The organism is Spirosoma areae (assembly GCF_054781775.1).
Window position 1 is genome coordinate 64,506 of the sequence record NZ_BAAGTT010000010.1, and the last position, 25,622, is coordinate 90,127.

The following is a 25,622-nucleotide window of genomic DNA, read 5'->3' on the forward strand; positions in this document are numbered from 1 at the left end:
GAAAAATTTCATTTTCTCCTCCTCCCTTCATGAAGAGAATTCTGGCTAAGGCAGTCCCCAAAAGTCTCATTACCAGGTTACTTAATTATCAGCACTGGCAAAAAACAGATCGGTTTCACCAACTTCAGGTCAATAACTTCCAGCTCCCTAAAGTCCGGCTGCAATGGTGGTATTTCGATTTTTTTCTTCACGATGGTAGTTCAATCGTGCTGGCGTTTATTCCCCAGCACTGGTGGGAAGAAACAGATTCATCAACCGGGCGGAAAGCGGTGTTTACCATGTCGCTCAAAACGAAACAGGGAGCGGTCAAACGGTTTCTAACCGTCGTTTCCCAATCGGAACTAAAAACTTCCGCCAGTCACCTGGAAATTCCGTCCCGCCTGGTTATTCGGGCTGAGGGGTCCAGTCCCCATAGTCGTCAATACACCATTCAGGTTAATTTCCCGGAGGTAAAGGCCAGTTTTACCATTACACCAACGAAGCCGCCCTTTGCGGCTTTTCCAACGGGCTTCATGCCGGGCCTCCTGCGGGCGGTGCTAACGCCCGCCCCGCTGAATTCGCCGGGTTTCAGCTACGTTTCCCAGATTCCCAACAGCACCGTTTCCGGCTCGCTCAACTGGGACGACTATCAAACGCAGCTCGACGGGCAGGCCTACCATGAACAGGGTCGCCTGAACGACACGCCGGCACGCCAGGGCGGAAGCTGGACCTGGTATCATTTTGTGGGCGGGGGATGGAATATTTTCGGCAGTCCGGGCAGCTACATTTACCTTCAGCACGGGGAGCGAATTGTACGGTCTGGCTTTCAGCTTAAGGCCACCGACTACACCTTGCTGAACCCAGCGTTCACCAGCCCCGACCACCCTAAAATTCTAACGGGTGGCGAGATTAATTTTCGGCATGAGGACGTCCTGTTTACGCTCACCCTTAGTCCGGCCTCAGCCGAAACGTTCATTTGTTTCCCCTCCGCCAACCCGAACCAAATCTGGGGTACCGCTGGGGGAACGGCAACGCTGTCAATTACTGAAGGAGCAGCCACAAACAACCTTAACGGCCGAATGTTTCTGGAAACCTGTTCGTGGGCAGCCGGTGAGGGACCCAAAAAACAATAAACGACCAACCTGAAAACACATGCCAGCAGTCCAGAACATCATCCTGACCAGCGCTGCCACCACAACCGCACTCATGGCGGGGCTTTTCTACGCGTACTCCTGCTCGGTAAACCCAGGGTTGCACCGTTTACCGGATGCAGCCTATCTGGCGGCCATGCAATCCATCAATAGAGCCATTCTAAACCCTGTCTTTTTCATTGGCTTTCTGGGCACCGCACTGCTGTTGCCCCTTAGCGTTTGGGTGCATTACGGTCAGCCGGTATCGGTTCGTTTCTGGCTTCTGCTGGGGGCAACGGTCGTGTATGTAGGTGGCGTACTGGGCGTTACAATGCTGGGCAATGTTCCCCTGAATGAGGCCCTGGATGCGTTTGATCTGCAGACCGCTTCCGTCGCCGGAATTACTACGCAACGAACCGCGTTCGAGGTGCCCTGGAATAAACTCAATACCGTCCGAACGGTTGCATCGGTAGTGGCACTCATTCTTGTTATTGCTGCCTGTCTGAGCCCAAAGGCTGACTAATAAATACTACTACGACAACAAGTGCTTCACTCAGGTGGATTCTCTTGCCCTGCTTGTCAGCTACAATAGCCTCAACAGAATCGAGAGAAACGAAAGTAGGCGAGTACGAGTGATCGGCCTGGTCATTCTGGAATTAAACTGTATTGGTCAATGGTGTTTCCGGTCTTTCGGCTTTCGGCCGTGCGTTCAAGGGTTAAAGACGCCCCATCGGGTTCGGCCAAAATGTAGTATTCAATGATGCCACCCGTGTTGGTTGGTTTAGGCGTGAGGTTTTCCAGAATCAGTCGTTTGTTGTCGGTCGAGACGCGCCAGGTGCCGGTCACAAGCCGACCGTCGATGTCCTTTAGGCTAACCTTGTCGGGCTGGCTTAAATTAAGCCTGTAGTTAGTGTAGCCGGGTTTAATATTTGTAGCTGACCCTAAGGTAAAGACCAGCCGGTCGGCTTCCTTAACCGTATTGGCTTTCCAGACCTTAGCCAACAGGTCGGTGATGGGTTTAACCTGCCGGACCTGGCAGCTTCCCAGACTAATCAGAACGAACAGGAGTAGAACGACTCGTTGGTTTTTCATGGCAGAAGAATCCGTTTGGTGAGTGAGCGCCCATCGGCGACAAGCGCAAGAATATACATACCGGAAGGCAGTCGGTCGAGGGCATAACTCCAGGCATCGGCCGGGTTTACTTTGCGGCTATCAGTCAGCACAAGCTGTCCGGTCGACGTTAGCAGCCGAACCGTCGTTTGCATGGGCTGATACCAATTGGTGATGATGTGCAGCGCTTGCTGGTTGGTAAATAGGGTCGTGTGGGTGGACAGTTCATCTTCCACGGCAATGATAACCTCTTCGACGCGGGCGTTGGCGACGTTGGAGTAGGTTGAATTACCCGCCAGGTTGGTTGCCCGAATGCGGTAGTAATACGTCGTGAACTCCTGCAAACCAGCATCTACGTAGCCCGTCTGTGCGGCTGGTTGCTGCCCAATCTGCATAAAACCCGTAATTGGATCGGTGGATCGCTCAATGATCACCGTTTCGGCTTTGCCCGACACGGGGGGCCAGGTCAGCCGAATCTGGTCATAGTCCGACACCTGAGCCGCCAGGTTGGTCGGCGCAGCGGGTGGCGCTAAGGGCGTAGTGGCGCAGGCAACGTCGGTATAGGCCGACGCGCCAGCCGCGTTCACCGCCCGCACCCGGTAGCAATAGGCGATGTTATCCGTCAGATTTTTGTCTTCATACGTCGTGGTATTGACGGGCAGGTCGGCAATTTTGGCAAACGTACCGGTGGCGCTGCTGCCCCGCTCAACCTCGAAACGGCTTTCGTTGGTGCTGCCGTCGGCCCAGGCCAGGTTAATCTGCGTGGGAGATGCGGGCAGGGCGGTCAGGCGGGCGGGAGCGCCGGGCGGCACGTCGGGGGTGGTGGCGCAGGCAACATTCGAGTAGGCCGATGCCCCGATGGTATTTTTAGCCCGAACCCGGTAGCAGTATTGCACGGCGGGCGTTAGTCCCCGGTCTTCGTAGGTGGTCACGTTGGCGGCTACATCGGCTACTTTCGTAAAAGCACCGGTTTCGCTCGTGCCGCGCTCAATCTCGAAGCCCGTTTCGTTAGCCGACAAATCAGCCCAACTGAGCGCAATGACCACCGCCGACGCCGGAGTGGCCGTCAGCCGGGCCGGTGCCGCCGGGGCTACGTCGGGCGTGGTAGCATCGGCGGTGTTGGAATACGCGGACTGACCAGCCACGTTGGTGGCCCGGACGCGGTAGTAATAGCGGGTGTTCGGTGTCAGGCCGGTATTCTGGAATGAGGTTGCATTGGCCGGGGCATCCCCAGTCTTCGTCCAGTTCGTGCCATCGGGGCTGCGTTCGATCTCAAAGCCACTTTCATTGTCCGACAGATCGGCCCAGTTCAGGTTAATCTGGTTGGCGGTTGCCGCCACTGCCGACAGCCGGGTGGGGGCTGCTGGGGGCGTCAGGGGTTTATCCTGCGTGGTGGCATCGGCCAGATTGGCATATGCCGATGCACCAACGGCATTGATGGCCCGAATGCGGTAGTAATAGCGGGTTGACGGATTCAGGCCGGTGTTTTGGTACGAAGTTGTATTGGCAGGTAGATCGGCAATCTTTGTCCAGTTGTTCCCGTCAAGGCTCTGTTCAAGCTGAAAGCCGGTTTCATTGTCGGACACATCCGCCCATTGCAGGTTAATCTGGTTGGGCGAGGTGGCCGTGGCTGTTAACCGGGCGGGGGTAGCCGGGGGTGCATCGGGGGTGGTGGCATTGGCAACATTGGAGTAAGGCGAATTGCCAGCCGTATTTTTGGCCCGAATGCGGTAATAATACGTTGTGCGCGGTTGCAGTCCCTGGTCACTGTATGCGGTTGCATTGGCCCCACTATCGGCCACTTTCGTGAAGTTCGTTCCATCCGTGGAGCGTTCGAGGTCGAACCCGCTTTCGTTGTCGGCGTTATCGGTCCAGGTCAGGTTAATCTGCGACGGGGAGGCTGCTGTAGCGGCTAAATTGCCCGGTGGGCGCGGAATGGTAACGGGTGGAGCAGGTGTTGTGGCGCAGGCTTCATTGCCGGGATTCGACAGGATACTGTTGTATTTGGTTCGGACCCGGTAGCAGTACTGCGTATTTGGCGAAAGCCCGGTGTTACTGTAGCTTGTTACATTCCCCAAATCAGCAATGACCGAATAGCCCCCCCCTGGCGAGGTCGCCCGTTCGACCTGATAACCCGTCCCAAACGTCGAGGTGGTGGCCGTCCAGGACAGGTTGATCTGCGAGGTCGATGCGGCTGATGCCACCAGATTCGTGGGCGGCTCAGGGGTTATCACGGGCGGAGTCTGGGTAGTGGCGCAGGCTTCATTCCCAAAATCTGATTGCGGAGCGCTATAGCGCCGTACCCGATAGCAGTATTGGGTGTTGGGCGATAAGTTCTGGCTGGCGTATGAACCGGCTCCATTGGCTCCGACCTGTGCATTACCGAGGGTTTGGTAACTGCCGCCGGGTGAACCCGCCCGCTGCACTTCGTAAAAATCCCCTTCTTTGGCGTTGGGGGCCGTCCAGGTCAGGTTGATTTGCGTAGGTGAAACGGCGGTGGCCACTACGTTCGTGGGTACACCGGGCACCGGCGTCTGCGTGGTGGCACACTCTACGCTGGAATAACCGCTGGCTCCAGCTCCATTTATCGCCCGAACGCGGTAGCAGTACTGCGTGCCAGCCGAAAGGCTTAGATCGCTGTAGGTCGTGCTGTTGGCGGGCAGGTCGGCAATTTTCGTGAACGAAGCTGTGGGGCTGCTGGCCCGCTCGACCTGAAAGCCCGTTTCATTGCCCGACACATCAGCCCATTGCAGGTTAATCTGCGACGGCGACACGGCCTGTACCGACAGGCGGGCTGGCGCGCTGGGCGAACTTTGCTGGGTGGTAGCGCAGGCGATGTTGGAATACGGAGCCGTTTCTGTCCCCTCGGCAAACTGAACCCGGTAGCAATACTCCGTCCCGGGCTGTAGGTTGTTGTCGGTATAAGACCCACTCCCCCCGCCAACCCGCTCAAAACGACCCGACTGCCCGGTTCGTCGTTCGATGGAGAACAGCGGTTCTTTGCCACTGGCGGTCCAGGTCAATTCAATGGAGGTCGTGCTTTTGGCGTTGGCTTTCAGATCGTTGGCCACTGGGGGCGCGGCCAGCGTGGTAGCGTCGGCGGTGTTCGAGTAGGCCGAGCCAGTTCCCCGCACGATAGCCCGAACACGATAGTAGTACCGCGTGGAAGGCGACAGGCCGGTATTCTGGAACGAAGTTGCATTGGCGGCTGCATCCCCGATTTTAGTAAATGACCGGTTATCGGTGCTGCGCTCGATCTCGAACCCCGCTTCGCCTGTGATGTCCTCTTTCCAGGTCAGGTCGATCCGGGTACTGCTTTTAGCGGTGGCCGCCAGGGTGGTGGGCGCGGTATTGGACTGAGCGAGCGCTAACTGGCTCACCAACCCCAATAGCAGGAACAAAACATATTTTTTCATGGTGATGCTTGAGTACGATGTGGTTTAGTCAGGGTTAGCGCCATTCAACACCGATGGGGTCAGTTGGCTCGCTTTCGCGTTTGTCGGGCTGAATAGCCACCAGGGTGTAGTAATAAGCAATGCCCGGTGTGGCCTCGCGGTCGAGGTATTGGGTTTGGCGGCCCGGCAGCGATCCAATCAGGCGGGGCCGCTCCGTCTTATCGGTATAGCGATACACGACAATTTTGTCGAGTGTCTGGTCTAACGGCTCGTCCCAGGCTAAGCGAACCCCCTGATTGGTGGTCAGTACGTTGATGCCGCGCAGGGGCAGCACCGGCGGCAGCGGCCGAAAATAATCCGCCGTACTGCTGAAGGCGCTTTCCCGGTTATCGGGCCGGAAGGCTTTCACACGGTAGGTGTAATGCTTACCGGCCCGCACCGTTGAATCGGCGTAGGCATTGCGACCACGATCACCGGGGGTTTGCTGGTGAATCTTAGTTTCTTTACCGGTTTCTTCTTTTCGATAAACCGTGTAGCCCGTAATATAGGGGTCAATTTCTTTCATGTTATCCCAAACCACCAGCACGCCTTTCGCCTGCCGCAAAACCACCGGGTTGAGGGGCGTGGCTACCCGGTCGGGCAGGCGCATGTCAGAGTATACTTCGTTGCTCTTCGGCCCAATGTTATAGCTGGTATTCAGCGCAGCTACGGCCCACCGGTAGCCCGTTCCGAGGGGTAGATTCCTGACTGGAACAGCGTACCGAATCACCGAATCCCGCGACTCGATCAGGGTTGAATATTGCTGCATAGGCGTATTGGGGCCGGTCGAATTATAGAGGTAGTAGCCCCGCGTGTCAAAGTCGGCGCGTTGCCAGGTAAACCGCAGGGTGTCCTTCACCTGACTTACCCGCAGAAACGAAGGGGGCAGCAGAGCCGGGCGGTAGGCTTTCACCATGCCAGAGACCTTAATCGAGGTCGCTAACTGGTCATACGTACCATTAGGCCGGAGTTGGTAATAATAGCTTTCAACTGGTTCTACCTGGCTATCGAAGTAAACCGTGTCCGTCGGTTGAGCCGATGCGATGCGGGTATACCCATCGTCGTAGCGATTGCTGCGCCATATCTCCACCGATCGCAGGTCGTTGGTCGACGATAGCTTCCACGCCAGCCGGATGGCTCCGGCCTTCCCGGCGCTGGTCGCGTTGACCGATGCGATAACCGGCAGGACCTCCCCTTTGCGGAGGTTAGTTACCGTCAGCGTGTCGGATGGGTGACCTTCGTTACCCAGCAAATCAACCGGTACGACCACGTACTGATAAATCATTTTCCGGCGGGCATCGTGGTCGGCTATAAAGGCGAATGTGCTATCCCGTTTGCCGGTTATAAATCCCCGTTCCGTGCCAATTTCCGTAAAACCGGTTTGGGCATATGTGGCCCGAAACACCCGCAAACCAGCCAGCTTAGGCGTTGTTTTTTTGAGCAGCCAGGTAATCCGTACCGTCCGTCCGTCGGCTTCGTAGCGCAGCGAGCGGGTGATCGTTTCCAGATGTGCGACCCGCGCATTGGCTTCCGGCATCGTGATGGTTCGGGTGGTGCGGATGGGCGCGTCGGCGGGTGCATCGGCCAGCCGGATGCGGTAATCGTAGCGGTGCCCGGCCACAACCGCCGTGTCCAGATATCCCACGCCCAGCGCTTCCAGAATTTGTGGATGCTGCCCGTAGGCAGCCAGGGAATCGGTGGTGGGCGCGGTCATAAACTGCCGGAACAGGGCCGATGCCAGCGTGTCGGATGGCAGTTCATAGAGCGGATTTTTGGGCGCAATGGCCACCAGTCTGATTTTCAGATCGCGGGCCGAGCGGGGCGCATCGGCGTTGGTATAGATACGTTTCCACGCGCGGGTGCCGGTTTCGAGCCGTTCCAGCCCGAAGCGGGGACCGTGCAGCAGCTTGTCAACCTGCACAAACACGCCGTAGCGACCGGCCTGGATTTGCGGGTACTGCGCCCGTGCCGACTGGGTCAGGCACAGGCCAATAAACAGGGTGAATAATATAGTAGCTTTCATAGATTTATTGCGAACAATCGCCTGTGCATTTGGTAGACTCAAACGTAAAAGAGGGTTTCGATACACTCACGCCCCCGCCGATGGTGTAGGATAATTTGGGATAACTCATGCCGAGACAGAAGCCTACATCGCCCGATGTGTGATAGGAGTCGATGCCCAAATCCACGTAAACGGCGGCCTTGAATTCAGCTCCCATGTTCATTTTAGCGTCCATAGTCACCTTTTTGATGCTGGTGTCGTAGCTAAGCTCGAACTGCGACGAGTTGTTGACGTTGATTTCTCCCCCAGCCGATACGTTCAGGACGCTGCCATAGGCGTAGAAATTGGCGCCCGCGCTCAGGCCCGTGCCGAATGTGAACGCTTTGTTTTCGTAGTTGGCAAACACGTAGCCGTCCAGGTAGGCAGTCAGACCCGTATTTACACTGCCGAAGCCAAAACTTTTTTGAAACTTGACATCGTCGATAATGGGAATGGGTATCTCGCCGTTGACAAACACGCCCTTAAACGTTTGCTTGAACGCGCAGGGCATGGCTTTGCGGTGGGTGTTGCCGAACAGAACCGGCTCGGCATCGGCAAAGTCGCTGCTGGCGTAGTAGCCCAGCATCAGCCCGGCTTTCATCGTGACGGGGATAATCAGGGGTACGTCGCGCACGGTGGCCGATGCTGCTAAGTAGAACCCGCTCCCGTCGATCCGAATCTGTGCCACACCCTGCTCAACCGTCATGGTGGGCGGCAGCGGCATATTTGGGGGAAGCGTAACCGTGCCGGTGAAGCGGCTTTTCGCCATGTCATATTCCAGTGTCATACCCGGAAAGCCATTGCTGCCCCCGATGCCGTCGGCTGTAAGTTTCTGGTTCTCAGCCCGAATCGACCCATAGTTGGTGAAGGTGAGCCGATTTTTCTCTTCGTCGGCAAGCATGGTGTAACCCGTTGGAATGCCCGAAAAGGTGAGCAAGTCCCATTGTCCATTTTTTACTTGCTGGTAGCAGCGCACCGTGCCAAATGTTTTGCCACCCAGGTCAATCTGCAACGGTTTGTAGTTGGCCGGAACAAAGGCCTGCACGGGCAGCGAGACCACTTTCTGGGGGTCGTTGAGATCGATGTTTACGTCGTGGGTGATGTAGGTGAAGCCACCATTCAGGGGCGAATGCACCAGCACCACACCCGCCGATTTTTCGTCGTCGCCCGGCTGCCCTAATCTCAGCTTACCTTTCTCCTCGACCCTGCCCCGAATGGCCATGACCCCATCGGCGAAATAGAAGGCCGTTTTCGGGCCGCTGTCTTTGCCTTTGTACTGCCCGGCTATAAACTGCACCTGCCCTTTGGTATCGATGGCATAGCCGCCCGACACGAGGGTTTTGAGCGTCACGGGGCCGTTGCCTCCCGGCCTGTAGTACGTCAGCCGCATGGGTACGTCTTTCGGCGCGTTGGGAATGGTGGTGGACATGCCCGCGTCGATGGCGAAATAATCCGCGCCGGTTTCGATGGTTTTGGGCCGGATGCTCATCACGCCCCCGTAATAGTTCACCAATTGGCTGCTGGTCCCGAACGAGAACACATCTTCGCCATTATCCAAAAGCGAAATGGTTTCAAATTCCAGATTGTTGCTCAGGCCTGGCAGTTTAGCGTCTGCCGTTAATACGCCCGCTTTCTTGTTGCCATCGGGTACGACCACAAAGGCCCAGTGCCCCTGCATATCGCTGCCGGTAGCTGCATCGTAGCCGAAGTAACCTTTCCCGCCCAGCTTGACGTTGGCCAGCCCCGCCAGGCTGAGGGTCTCGGTGGGTTGTGCGTCGAGCTTGAGAAAGTCGGCACGGAGGTTGAAGAGCGAGATGGGTATATCGGCTTTGCCCGTTTTCACGACGCCCTCAGTCGAATAGAAACCGCCCTGTTTGTAGTCGAGCACCCAGTTGCGGACTTCCACGCTCCACTTGTTGGCGAGGTTGAAGGTCAGGGGCGTTTTGCCCGATTTGGCATCGACGGTGTTGTTTTTCAGCACCAGGTCGCCCACGTTCACCGTCAGGCTGTTAGGGTTGGCATTTTTGAGCGTGCAGGTCAGCGTGGGGTTCAGGTGTATTTCGTCGCCCATCAGCCGCGATCCCTCCAGGCTGCTGGTTGCCTTGAAGGCCAGTAATTCGAGTTGAATCGGCTGGCCGTCTTTGGTGCAGATGCCGAAATTCGTGCGCTTCACAACGCCCCCGCCCGACCGGAAGGCGACGACCACCGGCTGCATACCGGGTTGACCACTGGCAGCAGGGTCGTAGAGAAAAAACTGACCTTTCTCGTAATTGAGCAGGTTTTCAGAGAATTTAAACGAGTTGTCGATGACCTGTGCCTGAGCCATCACCACGCCCGTTGATTCGGTGGGCCCCGACCGGACGATTTGCAGGTTGCCACCCGACAGGAAGTTGCCGGTTGCACTTAGCCGGATGTTGTAGAGCGGAACATCGCCAGGTTTGTAGTTAGACTTGCTGTAGTAACCGAGGTTGTCTAAGATACCCGTTTTCAGCGGTACGTTCACACTGGCGGGTTCGCCCTTTGTTGGGTCGCCCGCGCTGGGTTTAAAGACCACGTTCTCGAAGCGCACCCGCACGTCGGGATCGAGAATGGCGAATGGCCCAAACTGAGAACCGCTCAGTTCCACCTCACCCGATACGTTCGCCGTGCCGTTGGCAAGGGCCGTGAGCGATTCCACCTTGACGGGGAACCCCCAGATGTCGGCAATTTTGAATTTATTGAAACTGGTAAGCGTCAGTTTCAGCGACGCGTTCTTGTCCTGGGGCAGCCCGTAGTTTTTCTCAATGGCGCCTGTATAGCTTTGCCCCGGCGTGTTGGTAAAGCCCTTCCCGGACCCGTCTACGTTGATCGAACCGGATACCCCGTCGGCTTCCCGGAACGTGGCCTGAATAGTTACGCCGGCCAGTTGCTTGCCTACGGCCAGCGTGAAGGACCCACCCGGCCCGGCGGTGGTGCTGTAGGGCGACGGGGCGTTGCTGCCCCCGGCCACAAACACTTCGGCCCCCGGCAGCGGTGTTTCTTTGCCATCGCTCCCTTTCACAACCACGACGCCTTTTACCAAATTGGCGGCTTCGAGCTGAACGACTTGTGGGTTGGACGTTTTCGACTCCGTGTTGGTGACCGATACGGTTTTGGTGACGTAGTCCGGTGCGGATACTTCCACGAACAGGTTCTCGACCGAGACGTTTTTAAACTGCATTTCGACCATCCCCGACTTAGGATCGCTTGGTCCAAAGGCAAAGCCTTTCTCATCGCGACCGAAGAGTTTGACCATCCCCTCTTTGACGGGTTTGCCGGTCTGTTTGTCGATCAAGATAAAGTCGATCCGGTGGTCGCGCTGATAGATGGGAACAATACCCGCGTCGATAATGAACTGCCCCCCACCCACATCGGTTTTGGGAAGATTTTTAATCAGGCGATACTCATTGAAATAGCTGATGTTGACAGGGAATATTTTCAGCGAGTCGGCATCTGCGCCGGAGGCATACGCATCAAAAAACGCTTTCCCTTTATCAAATTTCGTTTTATAATACAAGCCATTATCAACCTGCACGTAGGCGTCAATACCGGCTGCGGGCACGCCGGTTTTGGCATCAGCATCGGTCGTCTGACCGAGTATGCGCGTATTAGGCTGCATCAGCACCCGGTCGATATAGACATTCTGGCCCAACGTCAATTCGCCGAGATTCACCTGCAGTTTTTCTCCAGCGGGCATCGTTACAGTGTCCTTCGTTGCGGGGCTATAATATTTATAGCTGTTGAAGATGTATCCCTCCTTTTCAATCGTCAGAATGGCGTTGAGGCCGGGTTTCAGGTCGGTGAACGACACGTGTCCATCGGGCGAAGACCACTGGCTACCTACTCCTTTTGAATTGATCGCTTTACCATCGTAGAGCCTGACTTCAGCCTGCCCGATGCCCTGCAGGGGATTGGTTTTGTCGACCACCCGCAGGGTAATGCTGGGCTTGCCGGGAATGAGGTAGCGGGAAATGGGATTGGCCTTAAAATACGTGTAGTCATCGGCGAAGGGCTGGACAATGTCTTTTGCCTGTTTAGCGCCGTATTGATCAATGTTTCCGTAATGAATAATGGTGTTTTCATTCACGCGAGTAAAGCCCAGCGTATAGCCCAGCCAATAATGAGGATCAGGTACATCTTGATAGTAACTGCCGAAACTACTGCTTACATACTCCTGTTTGGTACGCTTTACTATATGATCCGGCCCCATATTTTTAGCCTTTTCTATTTGCTCTGGTGTGGGGTTTTCTAAAATATCCGGCACCCAACCCTGATTGTAAAGCACACTTTTCAGTTCGACGGGTTTGCTGTTGTTGATGCCGGTAGCCTGCGATGCCGTAGCGATGAGGTAGGAGTTGGCATTGTCCAGCGCCATTACTAACCGGGTGAAGTTCACCAGACCCTCAGCGTTGGTTTTGTCTTTAGCGACAACCGGGTATTGAGTGCCATTGTAGGTATAGGTTTCGGTCAGTCCCTGCCCTTCTTCTTTCGGCCAGGCCACCACAGGCGGGTAGTCCGGCGACAGGGGCCGGCGAAGCACATACACCAGAATGCCGGACAATCCCTGCTGAATACCGCCAATCTGTTTCTGGGTTCCGCCGTAGCCCGTCGTGTCGGTACGAATGTTGACAGCCAGGCCGTAGCTCCGTACTTTGGCGGTCAGGTTGCCGAGGTCATAGCTGCCCTGCGGCTGAATCTGCTCATCGGGGCCGTCGCCGAAGTCAGTGGATGGGTGGGCGTAGTATTCGTTATCAACCAGCACACGCAGGGTGCGGATATAAACATTCTGGACGGTCTGACCCACGTTGTTTCCCCCGTTTTCAGTGACCGGATCAAGTTCACCGAGTTTGAGCGGTTTGGTTAACTTGACATGGAACGTAACGTTGCCATCCTTATCCGTTTTGCCGGTTGCCAGCGTTGGATTGAGTGTCTTATGAAATTCGTCGAAGCCGGGTGGTATGCCGTTCCCTCCATAGCCACTGTACATTGACTGGCCTACCCGTCGATATACGATCTGCAACCGGACGTTCGTGTTCGGTAATGAGCGGACAGTAGCCCCGTCCAGGCCCGCATCGGCAAATTTGTAGTTCAGCTTGCCTTTGAAGGTGACGGTTGGGGCTTCGGTCGTCTGGACGGTGAAGGTGTAGCTTTCCGTGCGGGCCAGCACGGGCGAAAGCGGTTTCTTCGGCAGGTCGAACCGGAAGGTCTCGGCATCGTCGGGTTTCTGGCCGCAGTCGGGGCAGTAAACGGCGTAGCGGTCGAGGGGGTTATAGCTGTACAACAGCCGCTCCAGGTTGCCTTTGTAGGCGCTGCCGTCGGCCTGTAGCGTCATGAATCCAACATACTGATACCCGGCTTTTTCAACCTCTGTCTGGGCGTTGATACCCGTCGATAAGCCATCGGTCGTTGTTGGGTTGGCCGCCGATTTTTGGGCCGTTGTGCCACTGGTTTTCGGGTTGGCCACCGTTCCTGTCGCCGATTGCTGGGCTGCTTTTTGTGCCGATTGCTGGTTTTTTTGCGCCCCGCTCCCCGCATTACTGTTCAGGGCCTGACTTTGCTGCATCACGCTGTACAGTTCCCGTTGCCCTTCAACGGGCAGCACATAGGAATCGACCTGCTTATTGGGCTTGCGGAAGAGCACGAGGGTCTTGCCCGCCAGGTTTACGTCGGGCGCGCCGGGCCAGTTTTTATAGGCTTGTCGGGCGGTTATGTTGACCCGGTAGCCCTTTGCCAGCACGGTAATGGTTCCGGCATCCAGTGTGCCAACCTGTAGGTGCGGTACCGTGAACGTTTGCTCGGCGGGCAGCAGATAAATATTGGCGGGCACCACCCGGTAACCAACGGTATAGTAGGTTGTATCTTTTGTCGTCTTCGTTACCTCTCCTGATTGGCCATTACTATTGATTGATGCACTGAGATACGTCGTTTTATTTTTAACAATCGTATCGGTTTTTGAAATTTCCCAGCGGGCCACCGCCACCCTGAATTCACCCTGTGCGTTGGTTGTGGCATAGCCGACGTTGTTTTCGTACCCACCAGCTTCGACCCGCTTCAACTGAACCAACGTATTGGGCATGATGTGGGGGCCGCCCGTTTCGCCGGGGTAGTTGAAGGCCAGTATCCCTTTCACAAACACCGAATCAGACTGGTTGCCTACGTTTTTCTGCTCCAGCGAGAACATGCGCGGCTCAGCGGCAATCGAACCGCCGGGCAGGCTATACGTCTTCCGTTGCAGATCGGTCAGGCCCACCAGTTCGACCTCGGCCCAGTAGTTTTTTCCAGGCTTAATCCCCGGTGGCAAATCAGCCAGTTCGGTGCTGAGGTACGGCGTTTTCACCTGCCGGTCCAGCACCGTTTCAAATGGCTTGCCCTTCAGTAGAGTTTTGATAAGAACCCGGTAGCTGAGGGCTGTTTTTGTTAAATCCAGCGCCTTTGTGTTCTGGGGCGCGTTGTTCTGTCCAGGGAGAGCAATCTGGTTATTGGGTTTTTGCATCGCGTTGCCTGGAATGGCGTTTAATACCGAGCCATTGGCCGACTTCGACTCAGTTTCGAGCAGGTCGGCCAGTTCAGATTTTACCCCCCAGCTTAAATAAAGCGGATTGCCGTAGCCAACCGTCAGCACCGGTAATTTCTTGCCCTGCATTTCGCCCGGTTTCGAGAACACCAGATGAGTGCCCATGAATACGCCTGTGCTGTCGGCCACCGGTATTTGCCCATACGTGAAAGCGCAAACCGGACTTTTGCCATCGTTCAGGAAGTTAAGTTTTCGCGAACGGTCGAAGGCCTGCACGCGCCAGGCGTAGCGTTTGCCCACCTGCAACGGCGGTTGCGTAGGGCCGTATAAAAACGTGCTTGTCCGCAGGTTCTGGATTTGTACGCCTGACTTTGGCAGGGCGATGGCGTCGATAAATACGTTGGGGTCAACGTCGGCCTGGGGCAGTTCCACAATCCGCAGGGTGTAGTCCACCTGCGCGGGCGATACACCCGCCGGGGGGGTCCACGTAAAGACCACCGTTTGGGGCGTAGTGGCCGTAATTTCGTTATTGCAAAGGGGAGAAATCAGGATGGGCGGCTCCACGGCCCGCACAATGATGGGCGCCGAACAGCCCAGCGGGAACTCCGGCGAAAGCGGTTGCCCAAAGGCGGTCGTGGCTGTGTTGGTCGGGGTTTCGTTGTAGGCCCGCACACAAAGCTGATACATGCCGTCGGGCAAGGGAAATCCCCTTGCCAGCACGTTTTTGTCGATGCCACTCACCTCAATCTGGTTCAGGTCGAACAGCCCTTCGAGGTCGTTCCGGCTGAGCAGGGTCTGGCCGGGCGGCACCGTCACGGGGCGTAGGGGCCGATAACTCGCTGAGGTACGAATGTCGATGCCATTGTCGCCCGTTAGCTGGCCCGTCAGCCGGATTTGATAGGTATTTCGGCTGGTGTTGATGAGCAGCACCCGCACCTGCTGCCCGGTGCCGGGGTAGTCCTGCAAATACGCGCTGTAGGGCGGCAACACGTTCACCTGAATTTGCAGCGGGAAACTTTGCCCCCAGCCGGTCAGGGCCAGCAGCAGGAAAGCCAGCGTTAACCCAGTCCGGCTACGAGAGACAGAGGGTGATTGACTTGCGTGGGTGTGGTTAGAAAGAGATGCCATAGCCGAGGTTGCCTCTGAGTTCGTTGAAAGTCTGTTCCTGAATGCCTGTATTTGAGTTCAGGTAGTTGAGCGACAGATTGAGCGTCTGCCGCTTTGCCACCTGATAGCCGCCATTGGCTGAAATCGACAGCACCTTGCCCAATACCCCCAACTGCTGATTGAACAGGTAGCTGGCATTGACCGAAGCCGTCAGTTTCTTCTCGAAGAAGGACTGCGTGACGCCCAGCGTTGGGCCATAGAATCGCACCGTTCGGTTACTGTCGCCAACCACCACCGGCAACTGGGTTTGGGTGTAGGATGCCATGCCGTTGAACCCCCAGCCGGTGGTCGTTTGCTGGTAGAAATAGCCCAGGTTCAGGTTGATGTTGTTGTTCTCGGTCTGGCTGGCCGTGCTGGCATTGAGGTCGCTTAGTTTCTGGTAAGTCGTTGTGAGGGTAAAGACCTGAAGCACGTCTTCTTTCTGGAGCGTGTAGCGGGTGTTTACCGTGGCCGAGAGGTTGTTCTGCGCCAGCCGGAGGGTATCGATCAGCGGCCGGACGCCCGCCTGCTGGCTGATGCCGTAGTTGCTGAACTGAACGTCGAGGCCGAATTTGGTGGCAGGGTTATAACTCACCACCAGCGACCCGATCCGCCGGCCCGTGCGGCTGTTTTTGTTCTGCGCGAGGTTGTCGTATTGCAGCCCGTAGCTGCCCGACAGCCTGAGTTTACCTTCCAGCAGGGTGAGGTTTGGCGCGATGGCGTAACTCTCAATGTCGCTCTGGAAATAATACGCGCCCATCGTCTGGAAGTTGGGGTCGATGCGCTTGTACTGGAGCTTGATGCCCGCATTTTTGGTGCGGTAGCCAATAGCAGCCTGAGTGGCCTGGGTGAGTTGGGTCGATAGCCGGGGGGTGAACAACCGTCCGAACAAGCGAACGATGGGCGAACTACCTTCCCCGGCCACTTCGGTGCTGCGGATGTCGCGGGTGTAGGCGCTAACGGCCGCGTCGAGTTCAACGGTAATGTGTTTCAGAATCAGCAGCCGGGATGTGGCCCCAACCACTAAGTTCTCTGCCGGTTGCAGGGCGGTTGGTGTTACCGCCGTTGCCGATGCGGGCTGGCCGATGGAGGAGGAATCATCCCGCGCCCGCAGCATGACCAGATCGACGTAGTTGCCTGGTTTGCCGTACCCAATTTTGACGGCATAGCCCATTCGCTGGTAGGCCGGAAGGATGTCTGGCTCGGCTAAGTTTGTCGAAATGGCTTTATTAAACCGGCCATACACAGCGCCCAGCCGCAGGTTGCCGGGGTTCAGTTCAACCCCACCGCCCAGAAATGTATGTCCTGCCAGGGTGAAGGGCGAGAACGAAACATTACGATAGCCCGCGTGAACCGTTGCCCATTTGTAGGTGGGCGACACACCGAACTGATTGAACGGTTGGCGAAAACTACTGCCCTGATTGCCCAGCACCGCCGAGAAGGGAAGCGAGATGCCACCCGGTAACGCCACCGTCACCGAGCCGCTCAACCCGAAGGGTGAAGGCTGGTTTCGTCCGGCAATGCCGCTGGCCGTGTAGAAGCCCGCGTAGGCATTCAACCCGCCCGATACCTTCACGGGTGAGGAGGCTTTGCCGGCGGGTGGATCGGTCTGAGCCAGGGCTGGGCAAGCCAGCCATAATCCACAAAGAAAGAGTCGTAAAGAGGAGCGCATTCTCTAACACAGATTTGGGTGTAACGTCGAATACTGTAAGTCAAAGCTACTGCCGGTGCCTACGCACATCAATCGGATAAATGTATGAGCGGGAAACTACGCAGTAAGTGATATACTGTTGATAATCAATATATTAATTGAAATTAGTCCCCTGAAATCAGGCTCGTCAGGAGGCCTATATCCCGTACTCTACAGGGCTGATTGCGTAGATATACCCGAATGAGGTTGACAGGCCCATAGCAGGACCCGTAAAGAAGATAGGTTTTCATGAGCGTTTTTGTTTATGACCAGCCGTAAAAACACACGAATTCTGTGCGTAGAAAGACGGTCACAAAGGAATACGGTCAGGCCGGAAAGCACCTTTGGCTACGTTGCATAAGCATTTGAAGACGTTGCAACGGATACTAAAAGCCCCGAAAAAGGCGAAGACCAGTCACGGAAGGTTATCCGTCGTTGCGGTGATTGGCAGATTCGGCCACCGCTTTTTTTCGGACTTCGCTGGGCGGGTACCCAAAATGGCGCGAGAAACTGGTGGAGAAGTTCAGGGGGTTGCCAAAACCGACCTGGTAGGCCACTTCGGCGACGGTGCCGACATTGGCCTTGAGGAGATCGTAAGCCCGTTGAAGTCGAACAAGCCGGAGTAAATCGCCGGGCGATTGGTTAATAACCGCTTTGAGTTTGCGGTGAAGCTGTGTTCGACTCAGGTTTACCGCATCAGCAAGCCGATCAACGCTGTACTGCTCATCGTCTAAGTGGCTTTCGATGGCCGCCCGAACCCGGTCCAGAAAAGCCTGCTCCATTGAGGGCAGCAGCACCTCAGATGGCCCGCCGGTATGCCATCGATCAGCCTGACTGTAGCGTTCCCGCAACTGTCGCCGAAGGGTAATCAGGTTCTCCACCTGGGCCAGCAATTCCCGCTGGTTGAAGGGCTTGGCTAAGTAAGCATCGGCTCCCGTTTGTAAGCCTTCTACCTTGCTGTCTATGTCGGCTTTGGCGGTTAGCATGATAACCGGAATATGGCTGGTGCGTTCATCTGTTTTCAGCGTTGCACACACCTGATAACCGTTCATCTTCGGCATCATCAGGTCGGTGATGACCAAATCGGGCACTTGCTGCTGCGCCAGTTGTGTGCCCTCTTCGCCGTTGGCGGCCTCCAGGATTCGGTATGTTTCGCCCATCGACATGCGGATAAACGCCCGCACGTCGTCGTTATCCTCAATCAGCAGCACCAGCGGAACGTCAGCAGCATGATGCCTGGCGGAATACCCCTCTGCCGGTTCGGGAAGTTGATCAGCCAGTGGGTCCGACGCGGCCAGGGAAGGGGCGGCTAAGGATGGGTCTGGTTCGGTCGTCAGGCCAGCGAATTCCTGCTCAATAGGTAACCGAACGGTTACCATAGTGCCGATGCCTTCCTGACTGGCCATGTGAATGGTTCCACCGTGCAGTTCAACTAATTCTCTGGTGAGGGCCAGCCCGATGCCAGTGCCCCCCTGCTCGCGGGTGTCGGAGACATCAACCTGATAAAAACGGTCGTAGACGTAAGGCAGTTTAGCCGCCGGAATGCCAATGCCCGTGTCCTGAATAGAAAGCTTCACCCAGGCTTCGTCGCCTGCCTGCTCACGGGTGATGGACACGGAAACGTCGCCACCGGCGGGTGTAAATTTCAGCGCGTTGGCAAAGAGATTGTACAGAATCTTTTCCAGCTTATCGCGGTCAATGGCCATCACCAGCCGATCCGGAGCGGCTATAAAGCGAAGTGAGATTTGTTTTTGCGCGGCCAGTGATTCAAACGAGAGAAAGTTGCCGCGTATTAAACTGATCAGATCGCCCGGTGCTGAGTTGAGTTCCATCCTGCCCGCTTCCAGTTTACTCAGGTCGAGGAGTTGGTTAATGAGCCGCAACAACTGCTGGGCGTTCCGCTGGACCAAGCCAACCTGCTGTTTGGTTTCAGCTTCCCCGGTCTGGGCCAGCACCCGTTCGGCAGGACCGAGGATCAGCGTAAGGGGAGTACGGAACTCGTGGGTCAGGTTGGTGAAAAAGTTGGATTTGACACCATCCATCTCCCGTAGCTTGTCGGTCTGTTGCTGAAGTTGAGCCGTTCGCTCCCGAACGGTCTGCTCTAATTGCTGGTTCTGTTGGGCCACTAACTTTAGCTTTTCGGCTTCCTGTGTCAACATTTTCGCCGACAGGTCTTTCACCTCCTGTAGCTTCGTCATCAACTGTCGGTTAACCCAGCCGTGTTCCAGCGCTAACCGCAGCGAGAGGGTGAACGGGATGCAGAGAAAAGCGGCTATATAGAGTAGGTGATACAGCCATGCATGATCGCCCACTGACACGTTAAAGGCTGACAGGAGCGAAAAAATAGCCCATAAAATCACGTTAATGAGGACACCAACGGTGATGATGGGGGCACCCAGCAGTTTTCGCCGGATAGCCACCACCGAAATTCGAATTAGTTCAATTTGTATGTAGTAGGTAAAAAAAATGATTAGCCACTGGTAGTCGGCCGGTAGGGGAAGAAGCTTAAATCCGACACTACCGATGGCCAGCCAAAACAACCACCCTTTGCGAAAATTGAACAGGCTGTAAAACGTAAGAATGGCAAAGCAGGGAATCCAGATGTCAATGAGCGAACCGTAATAAAGAACCATCCGGTCTTCCATGAGGTGGACAGAATTGTTGGCTGTTCGTGCCAGATACGTAAGCCACAACAGCAGGTACATCCCCGCTGCATACAGATTAGCGCGCTGCCGACGGTAAGCGATAAACAGGCTCAGGTGTAGAACGAACAGGATGAAGGCTATCCCGATTTTAAAGCTATCCAAATACGATGCCTGTAAACTGAGGGGCGAAAAAGCCGGTAGTTCAGCCGCCGGTTTCAGGATATATTCTAAAAGAGCCGCGTTCCAGTGAATGTATTTTTTATTGTAGTGTAAGCCCGGCTGATAAGCGATGCGTACCGCCAGCACCTGTCGGGAATCGGGCTGTAGGGGTAAACTGAAGGCGGCCGAGGGATTGTAAGCCTGCACCCGCTGTGGATTCGCACTGATTGTGCCGAAGCGGTAAAGTAACCGGCCATCTAAGTACACCTCCGAAGCAACCGCCTGAGTCATCTCCACCAGCACAGGCGGTAACGTATGGCCCGTTGTTAGGTGCAGCCGAAACCAGCTAATGCCCGCCCGCTGCACCTGGGGCATATCCTGAATCGCTTTCGTGGGATTAAGCAATGACCAGTCGCGGTCATCCAGGTCGGGTTTAGCCCAGTCGGGATGGTCGCCCGCGTGCCAGGTCCAGCCACTGTCGAGTAAAATGCCGGATGGGGGTAAACGATCAATTCGGAATGGGCCCTGAGCCAGAACGCCAGATAAGGAGACCCAAAAAAACAACAGCGGTAGAAAGTGCCTCATGCGTAACGGCCTGTCGCGCGGGCGCTCATAGCATAGTGAGCGCAACGCAGACTAAATCCCGGATTGACGAGCCATGAAGTTACGAAAATGCTTGACAGAAAGCACTGGCAACAGGCGTACTATTTTTATCGGTATAACTCACTTAAACAGACCCGTCTTTAACGCTTTAGCCACCGCTTCCGACTTGGAGTTGACGTGTAATTTCTCGTAAATGTTAACGATGTGGGTGCGAACCGTGCCCATACTGATGCCGCAATGGTGGGCAATCAGCTTGTAGCTGTCGCCCTCTACCAGGCGCAGCAACACCTCTTTCTCTTTCTCGGTGAGCAGAAAATTAGTGGAGCGGGGCTGGCGGAAGCTTTCCATCACTTTCAGGGCAATGGAGGGCGTCATGGCGGCCCCACCAGCCTTCACCTCCCGGATGGCGTCGATGATCTTGTCGGCGGGTGTTTTTTTGAGCAGGTAGCCCACCGCCCCGGCCGAAATAGCCGCAAAAATCCGCTCGACATCCTCAAACACGGTCAGCATCAGAATCTTCGGCTGCGTAGTTTTTTGCCGAATCAGTTGAACGGCTTCAATGCCGGTGCGGCCCGGCATGTCGATGTCCATCAGAATAACATCGGGCTGGTTGTACAGAACCTCTTCGACTGCCTGGAGCGCATTCGGGTATTGCCCCGTCACGATCAGATCGTCGGTCGCGTCGAACACCAGCGCGAGGGTTTCGCGCAGAGAATCGTTATCATCGAAAATTGAGACGCGAATCATACTGTTATAGGTTCTCTACCTGTACCTGTACCTTGACTGTACCATTGGTCACGACCACTTCCCGTTTCAGTTGCAGGTTGCAGGTCTTCATCATAACTGCCCGTAAGCGACTTAATTCGGAAAGCTACCCGCACCGGCCAAAATGTCCGGCCGTTGCTTACCAGACAAAAGTAACCGGTCTGCTTATGCCGGTAAATCGGATAAATGTATGACTCTCTTACTGGTGCATCAACAGGTGCAACCGAGTGCCCTGGCCCGGAGCCGAATGTATTTCCAGCACGCCCCCCATCGCTTTGGCCCGCTGCTGCATACTGGCCTGACCCGTGCGCTGGCTGGGCTGAGCTACATCAAAACCCCGGCCGTTATCCTCAATCAGGACGTTGATTTGCCCATTGTGGTGGTCGAAGCGCAGCGTGGCCTGGGTCGCTTGCGAATATTTGACCAAGTTATTGATAGCCTCTTTGCCGATTAGAAACAGGTTCCGGCGCACCTCCATCGACACGGGTAATTGATCCAGGGCCGGACCGACCGAAAAATTGAAGTCAATCTGTTTTGACTCCATCAGCGGTTGGGCGTACTCCTGAAGCCGCAGGGCAATGCGGTGCAGCGAGTCGTTGCCGGGGTTGATGGTCCAGATAATCTCATCGACCGATTCGAGAATCTGGCGGGCGTCGCTGTAAATCTTCTTCACCATCCGCTGGGCTGACGCCGACTCATCGGTAGGCAAACTGATTTCAGTCAGTAATTTATCTGTCATGCCGCTCAGCAGGGAAATACTGCTCAGGGTGCTGCCCACCTCGTCGTGGAGGTCGTGGGCGATCTGTTGGCGCAGGGATTGGGCTTCCTGAAGCCGCCGAAGCCGGGCGCGGTTCAGCAGCCAGGTCGCCAATAAGAGGATTAGAATCAAAAGAAAACCAGCACCTATCAAATAGGCGTTGCGCTGAAATCGGGCGTTTTGTTTTTGCTGATTGAGCAGCTTAATCTGAGTCTCTCGTTTTTCAATTTCGTGCCGGGTTTCCAGGTCGCGGATTTTCTGAGCAGTTTGGTTTGAGAACAAGGAATCATCCAATGTATTAATTTTTACCTGATTCTGGAAAGCCTTTTCAAACTGCCGTGTCTCCGCATATAGTCTCACCAGATCATGGGCATTCAACAATTGTTCCATAAGTTCTTTATTCTCTTCTGAAACACGTGTGGCCTTTTTGAAATAGGTTTCCGCCAACTGATATTGTTTATGGTTCAGATAATAATTACCCAGGCCAGCGTAAGCGCTGTATTCTGCTCCCGGACCTACCGAAGGTGCATCCCGTTCAGATTTTTTTAAAAAGTAGAGTGCCTCTATATCCTGACCAAGGTGTTCGTAACAATGACTAATTTGAGACCAGAGCGTTATTCTGTAGGTTTTACTGGAGTAGCTATTAGCATAAGTCAAGCCTTTGTTTAAATGGGCCAGCGCTTTTTTATACTTATGCTGGCCTTGGAGCAGACCGGCCATTCGTTCTTCTGCCCAAACAATCATGCCTTTATCCTGATCCTGATAAGCGATAGAATAGGCTTTCTGGTAGTAGCGAGCCATTTCTTTATGCTGATCCATCGCGCCCATAACTTCACCCGCACCGATATAAGCCCGTGTTACGTAATCGGTAAGTTTGTACTGCTCTGTAAGCCGAATAGCAGCCAGAAAGTAGGGAAGGGCCGTCTCAAACTGATTATCATAAAAGTAATACTGACCTAATGCTGATAACACGCGCTGTAATTCAGAGGGGGGAAGGTGGGCTTTTTGAACAACCTGATGGGCTTTTTGAAAATACGGTAAGGATTCGGGGAAATACTTTACGAATGGATGATGCATACGAATTTTCCCCAGATGGAAATATATCCGCTGTAATCCCATTGGATCGTTCAGGCGTTTGGCCAGCGCTTCGGTACGTTTCAACAGGGAATCGGCCCGATCATACTCGCCCAGCGGATTGATCAGCCACCAAGTGTATTGATTAGCCGCCCGCACATAGGTCGTGTCTTGTTTGGCCGTTTTCAGATAACGTAGCAACGAGTCGGGGATGGCCGATGGCTTCTGTCCCCAACTTAGTGTTGTAAGGAATAGACTTATCAACACACTTGACCCGTATTGCCTAAAGTGCATAGCCGTTTTGGTTAAGCAAGTGAAGTAGTTACCAATAATCGAGTGCCTTGCTCGGGAGCGGAACGTACTTCCAATGAACCGCCTATGGCTTCGGCCCGCTGCTGCATACTGGCCTGCCCCGTGCGCTGGCTGGATAAGGCCGGATCGAAGCCCCGCCCGTTATCTTCAATCACGACTTGAAGTTGCCGGTCTTTTCGCTCAAAGCGAACTGCCGCTTCTGTCGCTTCCGAATACTTCACTAAATTATTGATGGCTTCCTTGCCAATCAGAAACAGGTTCCGGCGCACCTCCATCGAGATGGGTAAGTTGTCCAGCGAAGAGTCAGCCACGAAGCTAAACTGGATATTCTTCGACTCCATCAGGGGTTGGGCGTACTCCTGCAAGCGCAGGGCAATGCGGTGGAGCGAGTCATTGCCGGGGTTGATGGTCCAGATAATCTCATCGACGGCTTCGAGAATCTGACGCGCATCGGTGTTAATTTTCTGGATAGCCCGTTCCACCGATTCGGGGCGGTTCTGGGCAATCAGCTTGTTGACCATCCCGCTCAGCAGGGAGATGCTGCTCAGGGTACTGCCCACCTCATCGTGCAAATCGTGGGCAATTTGCTGACGCAGCTTCTGGGCTTCTTCGAGTCGGCGGACCCTGGCGCGGTTAAGGAGCCAGGCGCTGACGGCCCCGCCCAGTAGCAAAGCCATTAACCCACCAATCAGCAAGGCAGTGGCCTGCCAGCGTTTAGCCGTCAGCTCTTTCTCCCGAAGCTGCGCTTGCTGTCGAAGCAACTTTATCTGGGCTTCTTTTTTTTCTGTTTCGTAGCGGGTCACTAATTCGTTGGTGCGGACTTTCTGCTCGCCGGTCATCATCGAATCCCGCAGTTGCTGCTCCCGAATTTTGTAGGTATAGGCACTCCGATAGTTGTGGCGCAGGGCGGCTACTACGGCCTGTTCGCCCACAAACAGGGCCTGATTGTTCAGACTGCCGCTTTCCTGGGCGACTGCCGTAGCCCGACTCAACTCGGTTTCGGCGGCAGCATATTGTTTCAATTTCGTATAAACCTCGCCCAAGGTGTAATGAGCATTTGCAATATTGTTCGTAAAACCAAGCCGTTTGGCCAGGGCCAGGGCTTTCCGGCCAAACTTCAGCGCCTGCTGCGGACGATCAATCTCCGAGTAGTTAAGCGCCAATCCGTTGAGTGCATCCACCTGAGTGTATTCAAACCCACTCTGCCGACTATGCGTGAGGGCGTTTCCGTAAGCTACGATAGACTCCTTATAGTGTTCACGTTCATTATAGAGCGCACCCAGATCCACCTCCAGCGATGCCTGTTCGTACAGGTCGTTGTTTTCGCGGGCAATAGCTATGCCTTCGCGCACGTAGGTCAGGGCTTTGTCAATCTGGCCCGAACTGCGGAACAAAAAACCCAGTGTTGCCCGCAGACTTGAATTTCGTGGCCGCAGATTGTAACGGGTCTCTATCCGGGCTGCCTGCATCGTTGCGTCGAGGGCTTCTCTGGTACGTCCCTGAAGCCGGTACACCATTCCCAGATTACCCAACACCTTACATAGGTATTGTTTAGATAATTTGTAATGGTCTATATCCCTGATGATTTGTTGAAACCGTTGAATGGCCTTTTCTGGCTGATTGAGTTGAGCCCATGCGCCTGCCTGCGTGACAAGGGATAGGTATACGCCCGACCCGAAGTTTAGCTTTCTCGACAGCATCTCGCTCTGACGTGCTATCGAATCAGCCTGTTGGCTGGCCCCGCTTATGTACAGTTTGTAGGCATATTGGGTGAGTGTGCTGGCATATGTTGTGTCGCGGATTTTGCCAGCCGATGCTAGTTTTTTTACCTGATGAGCTAACGAATCTACCTCATCAGCTAATGTAATACGCTGCCGTACCTGCGCTAAGGCATTGGGCAGGGAGATGAGCAGAAAAAACCAGAAAAACAGAAATCCTTTTTTTAGGAAGGGCGTGAACACCCGCTCCCGGTTTATTGGCCTGTTGAACTCTGTTGCGATGGAATTTGGCCGATACAAGCTTGAGGAGGGTTTGGGCCTGCCTGCGTTGTTAGGCATCAGAACCATTTCTGCGATTAGCAGATGGCTTTTCAGGTAGAGAACCGGCATGATAAAGTAGGGTTTGCAGGCGTAGAGGCTATCGCCAAAACAATACAATCCGATAGCCTTTCTAAGGCGCTTCAGAAGGTCCAGAAGCAAAGTACGAAATTATTTACCTGGAATATATATACTCCTTAGGCTATGGT

11 protein-coding genes are annotated in these 25,622 nt (G+C 55.0%); 2 read left to right on the forward strand and 9 right to left on the reverse strand.

Translation table 11 applies throughout. The annotated features are described in order from the left end of the window. The first annotated feature begins 29 nt into the window (after window positions 1-29). Window positions 30-1,112 carry a hypothetical protein gene (locus ACYVI1_RS03930; protein WP_460906918.1) on the forward strand — a complete coding sequence of 361 codons (1,083 nt, stop codon included), beginning with the start codon at window positions 30-32 and terminating at the stop codon, window positions 1,110-1,112. Window positions 1,113-1,131: 19 nt separating this feature from the next. Further along, window positions 1,132-1,632 (forward strand): anthrone oxygenase family protein, encoded by a 501-nt coding sequence (locus tag ACYVI1_RS03935; protein ID WP_460906920.1) that lies wholly within the window; start codon window positions 1,132-1,134, stop codon window positions 1,630-1,632. A gap of 122 nt (window positions 1,633-1,754) precedes the next feature. Here the strand turns inward: ACYVI1_RS03935 and ACYVI1_RS03940 are convergent, their stop codons facing one another. The 9 genes from ACYVI1_RS03940 to ACYVI1_RS03980 all read right to left on the reverse strand — a co-directional run bounded on the left by ACYVI1_RS03940 (window position 1,755) and on the right by ACYVI1_RS03980 (window position 25,485). Next, window positions 1,755-2,201 (reverse strand): hypothetical protein, encoded by a 447-nt coding sequence (locus tag ACYVI1_RS03940; RefSeq protein ID WP_460906922.1) that lies wholly within the window; start codon window positions 2,199-2,201, stop codon window positions 1,755-1,757. Continuing rightward, window positions 2,198-5,635, reverse strand: a complete 3,438-nt coding sequence (locus tag ACYVI1_RS03945; RefSeq protein ID WP_460906924.1) for a fibronectin type III domain-containing protein — start codon at window positions 5,633-5,635, stop codon at window positions 2,198-2,200. Before ACYVI1_RS03945 ends, ACYVI1_RS03940 begins: the two co-directional genes overlap by 4 nt. A 34-nt stretch (window positions 5,636-5,669) precedes the next feature. Further along, entirely contained in the window at window positions 5,670-7,676 is a 2,007-nt protein-coding gene (locus tag ACYVI1_RS03950) for a fibronectin type III domain-containing protein (RefSeq protein WP_460906926.1), read from the reverse strand. Window positions 7,677-7,680: 4 nt separating this feature from the next. Further along, entirely contained in the window at window positions 7,681-15,354 is a 7,674-nt protein-coding gene (locus tag ACYVI1_RS03955) for a hypothetical protein (protein WP_460906928.1), read from the reverse strand. After that, on the reverse strand, window positions 15,338-17,044 hold the full coding sequence (locus ACYVI1_RS03960; protein ID WP_460906930.1) for a porin family protein: 1,707 nt from the start codon (window positions 17,042-17,044) through the stop codon (window positions 15,338-15,340). Before ACYVI1_RS03960 ends, ACYVI1_RS03955 begins: the two co-directional genes overlap by 17 nt. Before the next feature lie 443 nt (window positions 17,045-17,487). Further along, entirely contained in the window at window positions 17,488-20,451 is a 2,964-nt protein-coding gene (locus ACYVI1_RS03965; protein WP_460906932.1) for an ATP-binding protein, read from the reverse strand. A gap of 138 nt (window positions 20,452-20,589) precedes the next feature. Next, the gene (locus tag ACYVI1_RS03970) at window positions 20,590-21,216 is read right to left on the reverse strand and encodes a response regulator (protein ID WP_460906934.1); all 627 of its coding nucleotides are present in this window, start codon (window positions 21,214-21,216) and stop codon (window positions 20,590-20,592) included. 217 nt (window positions 21,217-21,433) lie between these two features. Then, window positions 21,434-23,359 (reverse strand): tetratricopeptide repeat-containing sensor histidine kinase, encoded by a 1,926-nt coding sequence (locus tag ACYVI1_RS03975; protein WP_460906936.1) that lies wholly within the window; start codon window positions 23,357-23,359, stop codon window positions 21,434-21,436. An 11-nt stretch (window positions 23,360-23,370) separates the two neighbouring features. Continuing rightward, window positions 23,371-25,485, reverse strand: a complete 2,115-nt coding sequence (locus ACYVI1_RS03980) for a tetratricopeptide repeat-containing sensor histidine kinase (protein ID WP_460906938.1) — start codon at window positions 25,483-25,485, stop codon at window positions 23,371-23,373. Between the last annotated feature and the right edge of the window lie 137 nt (window positions 25,486-25,622).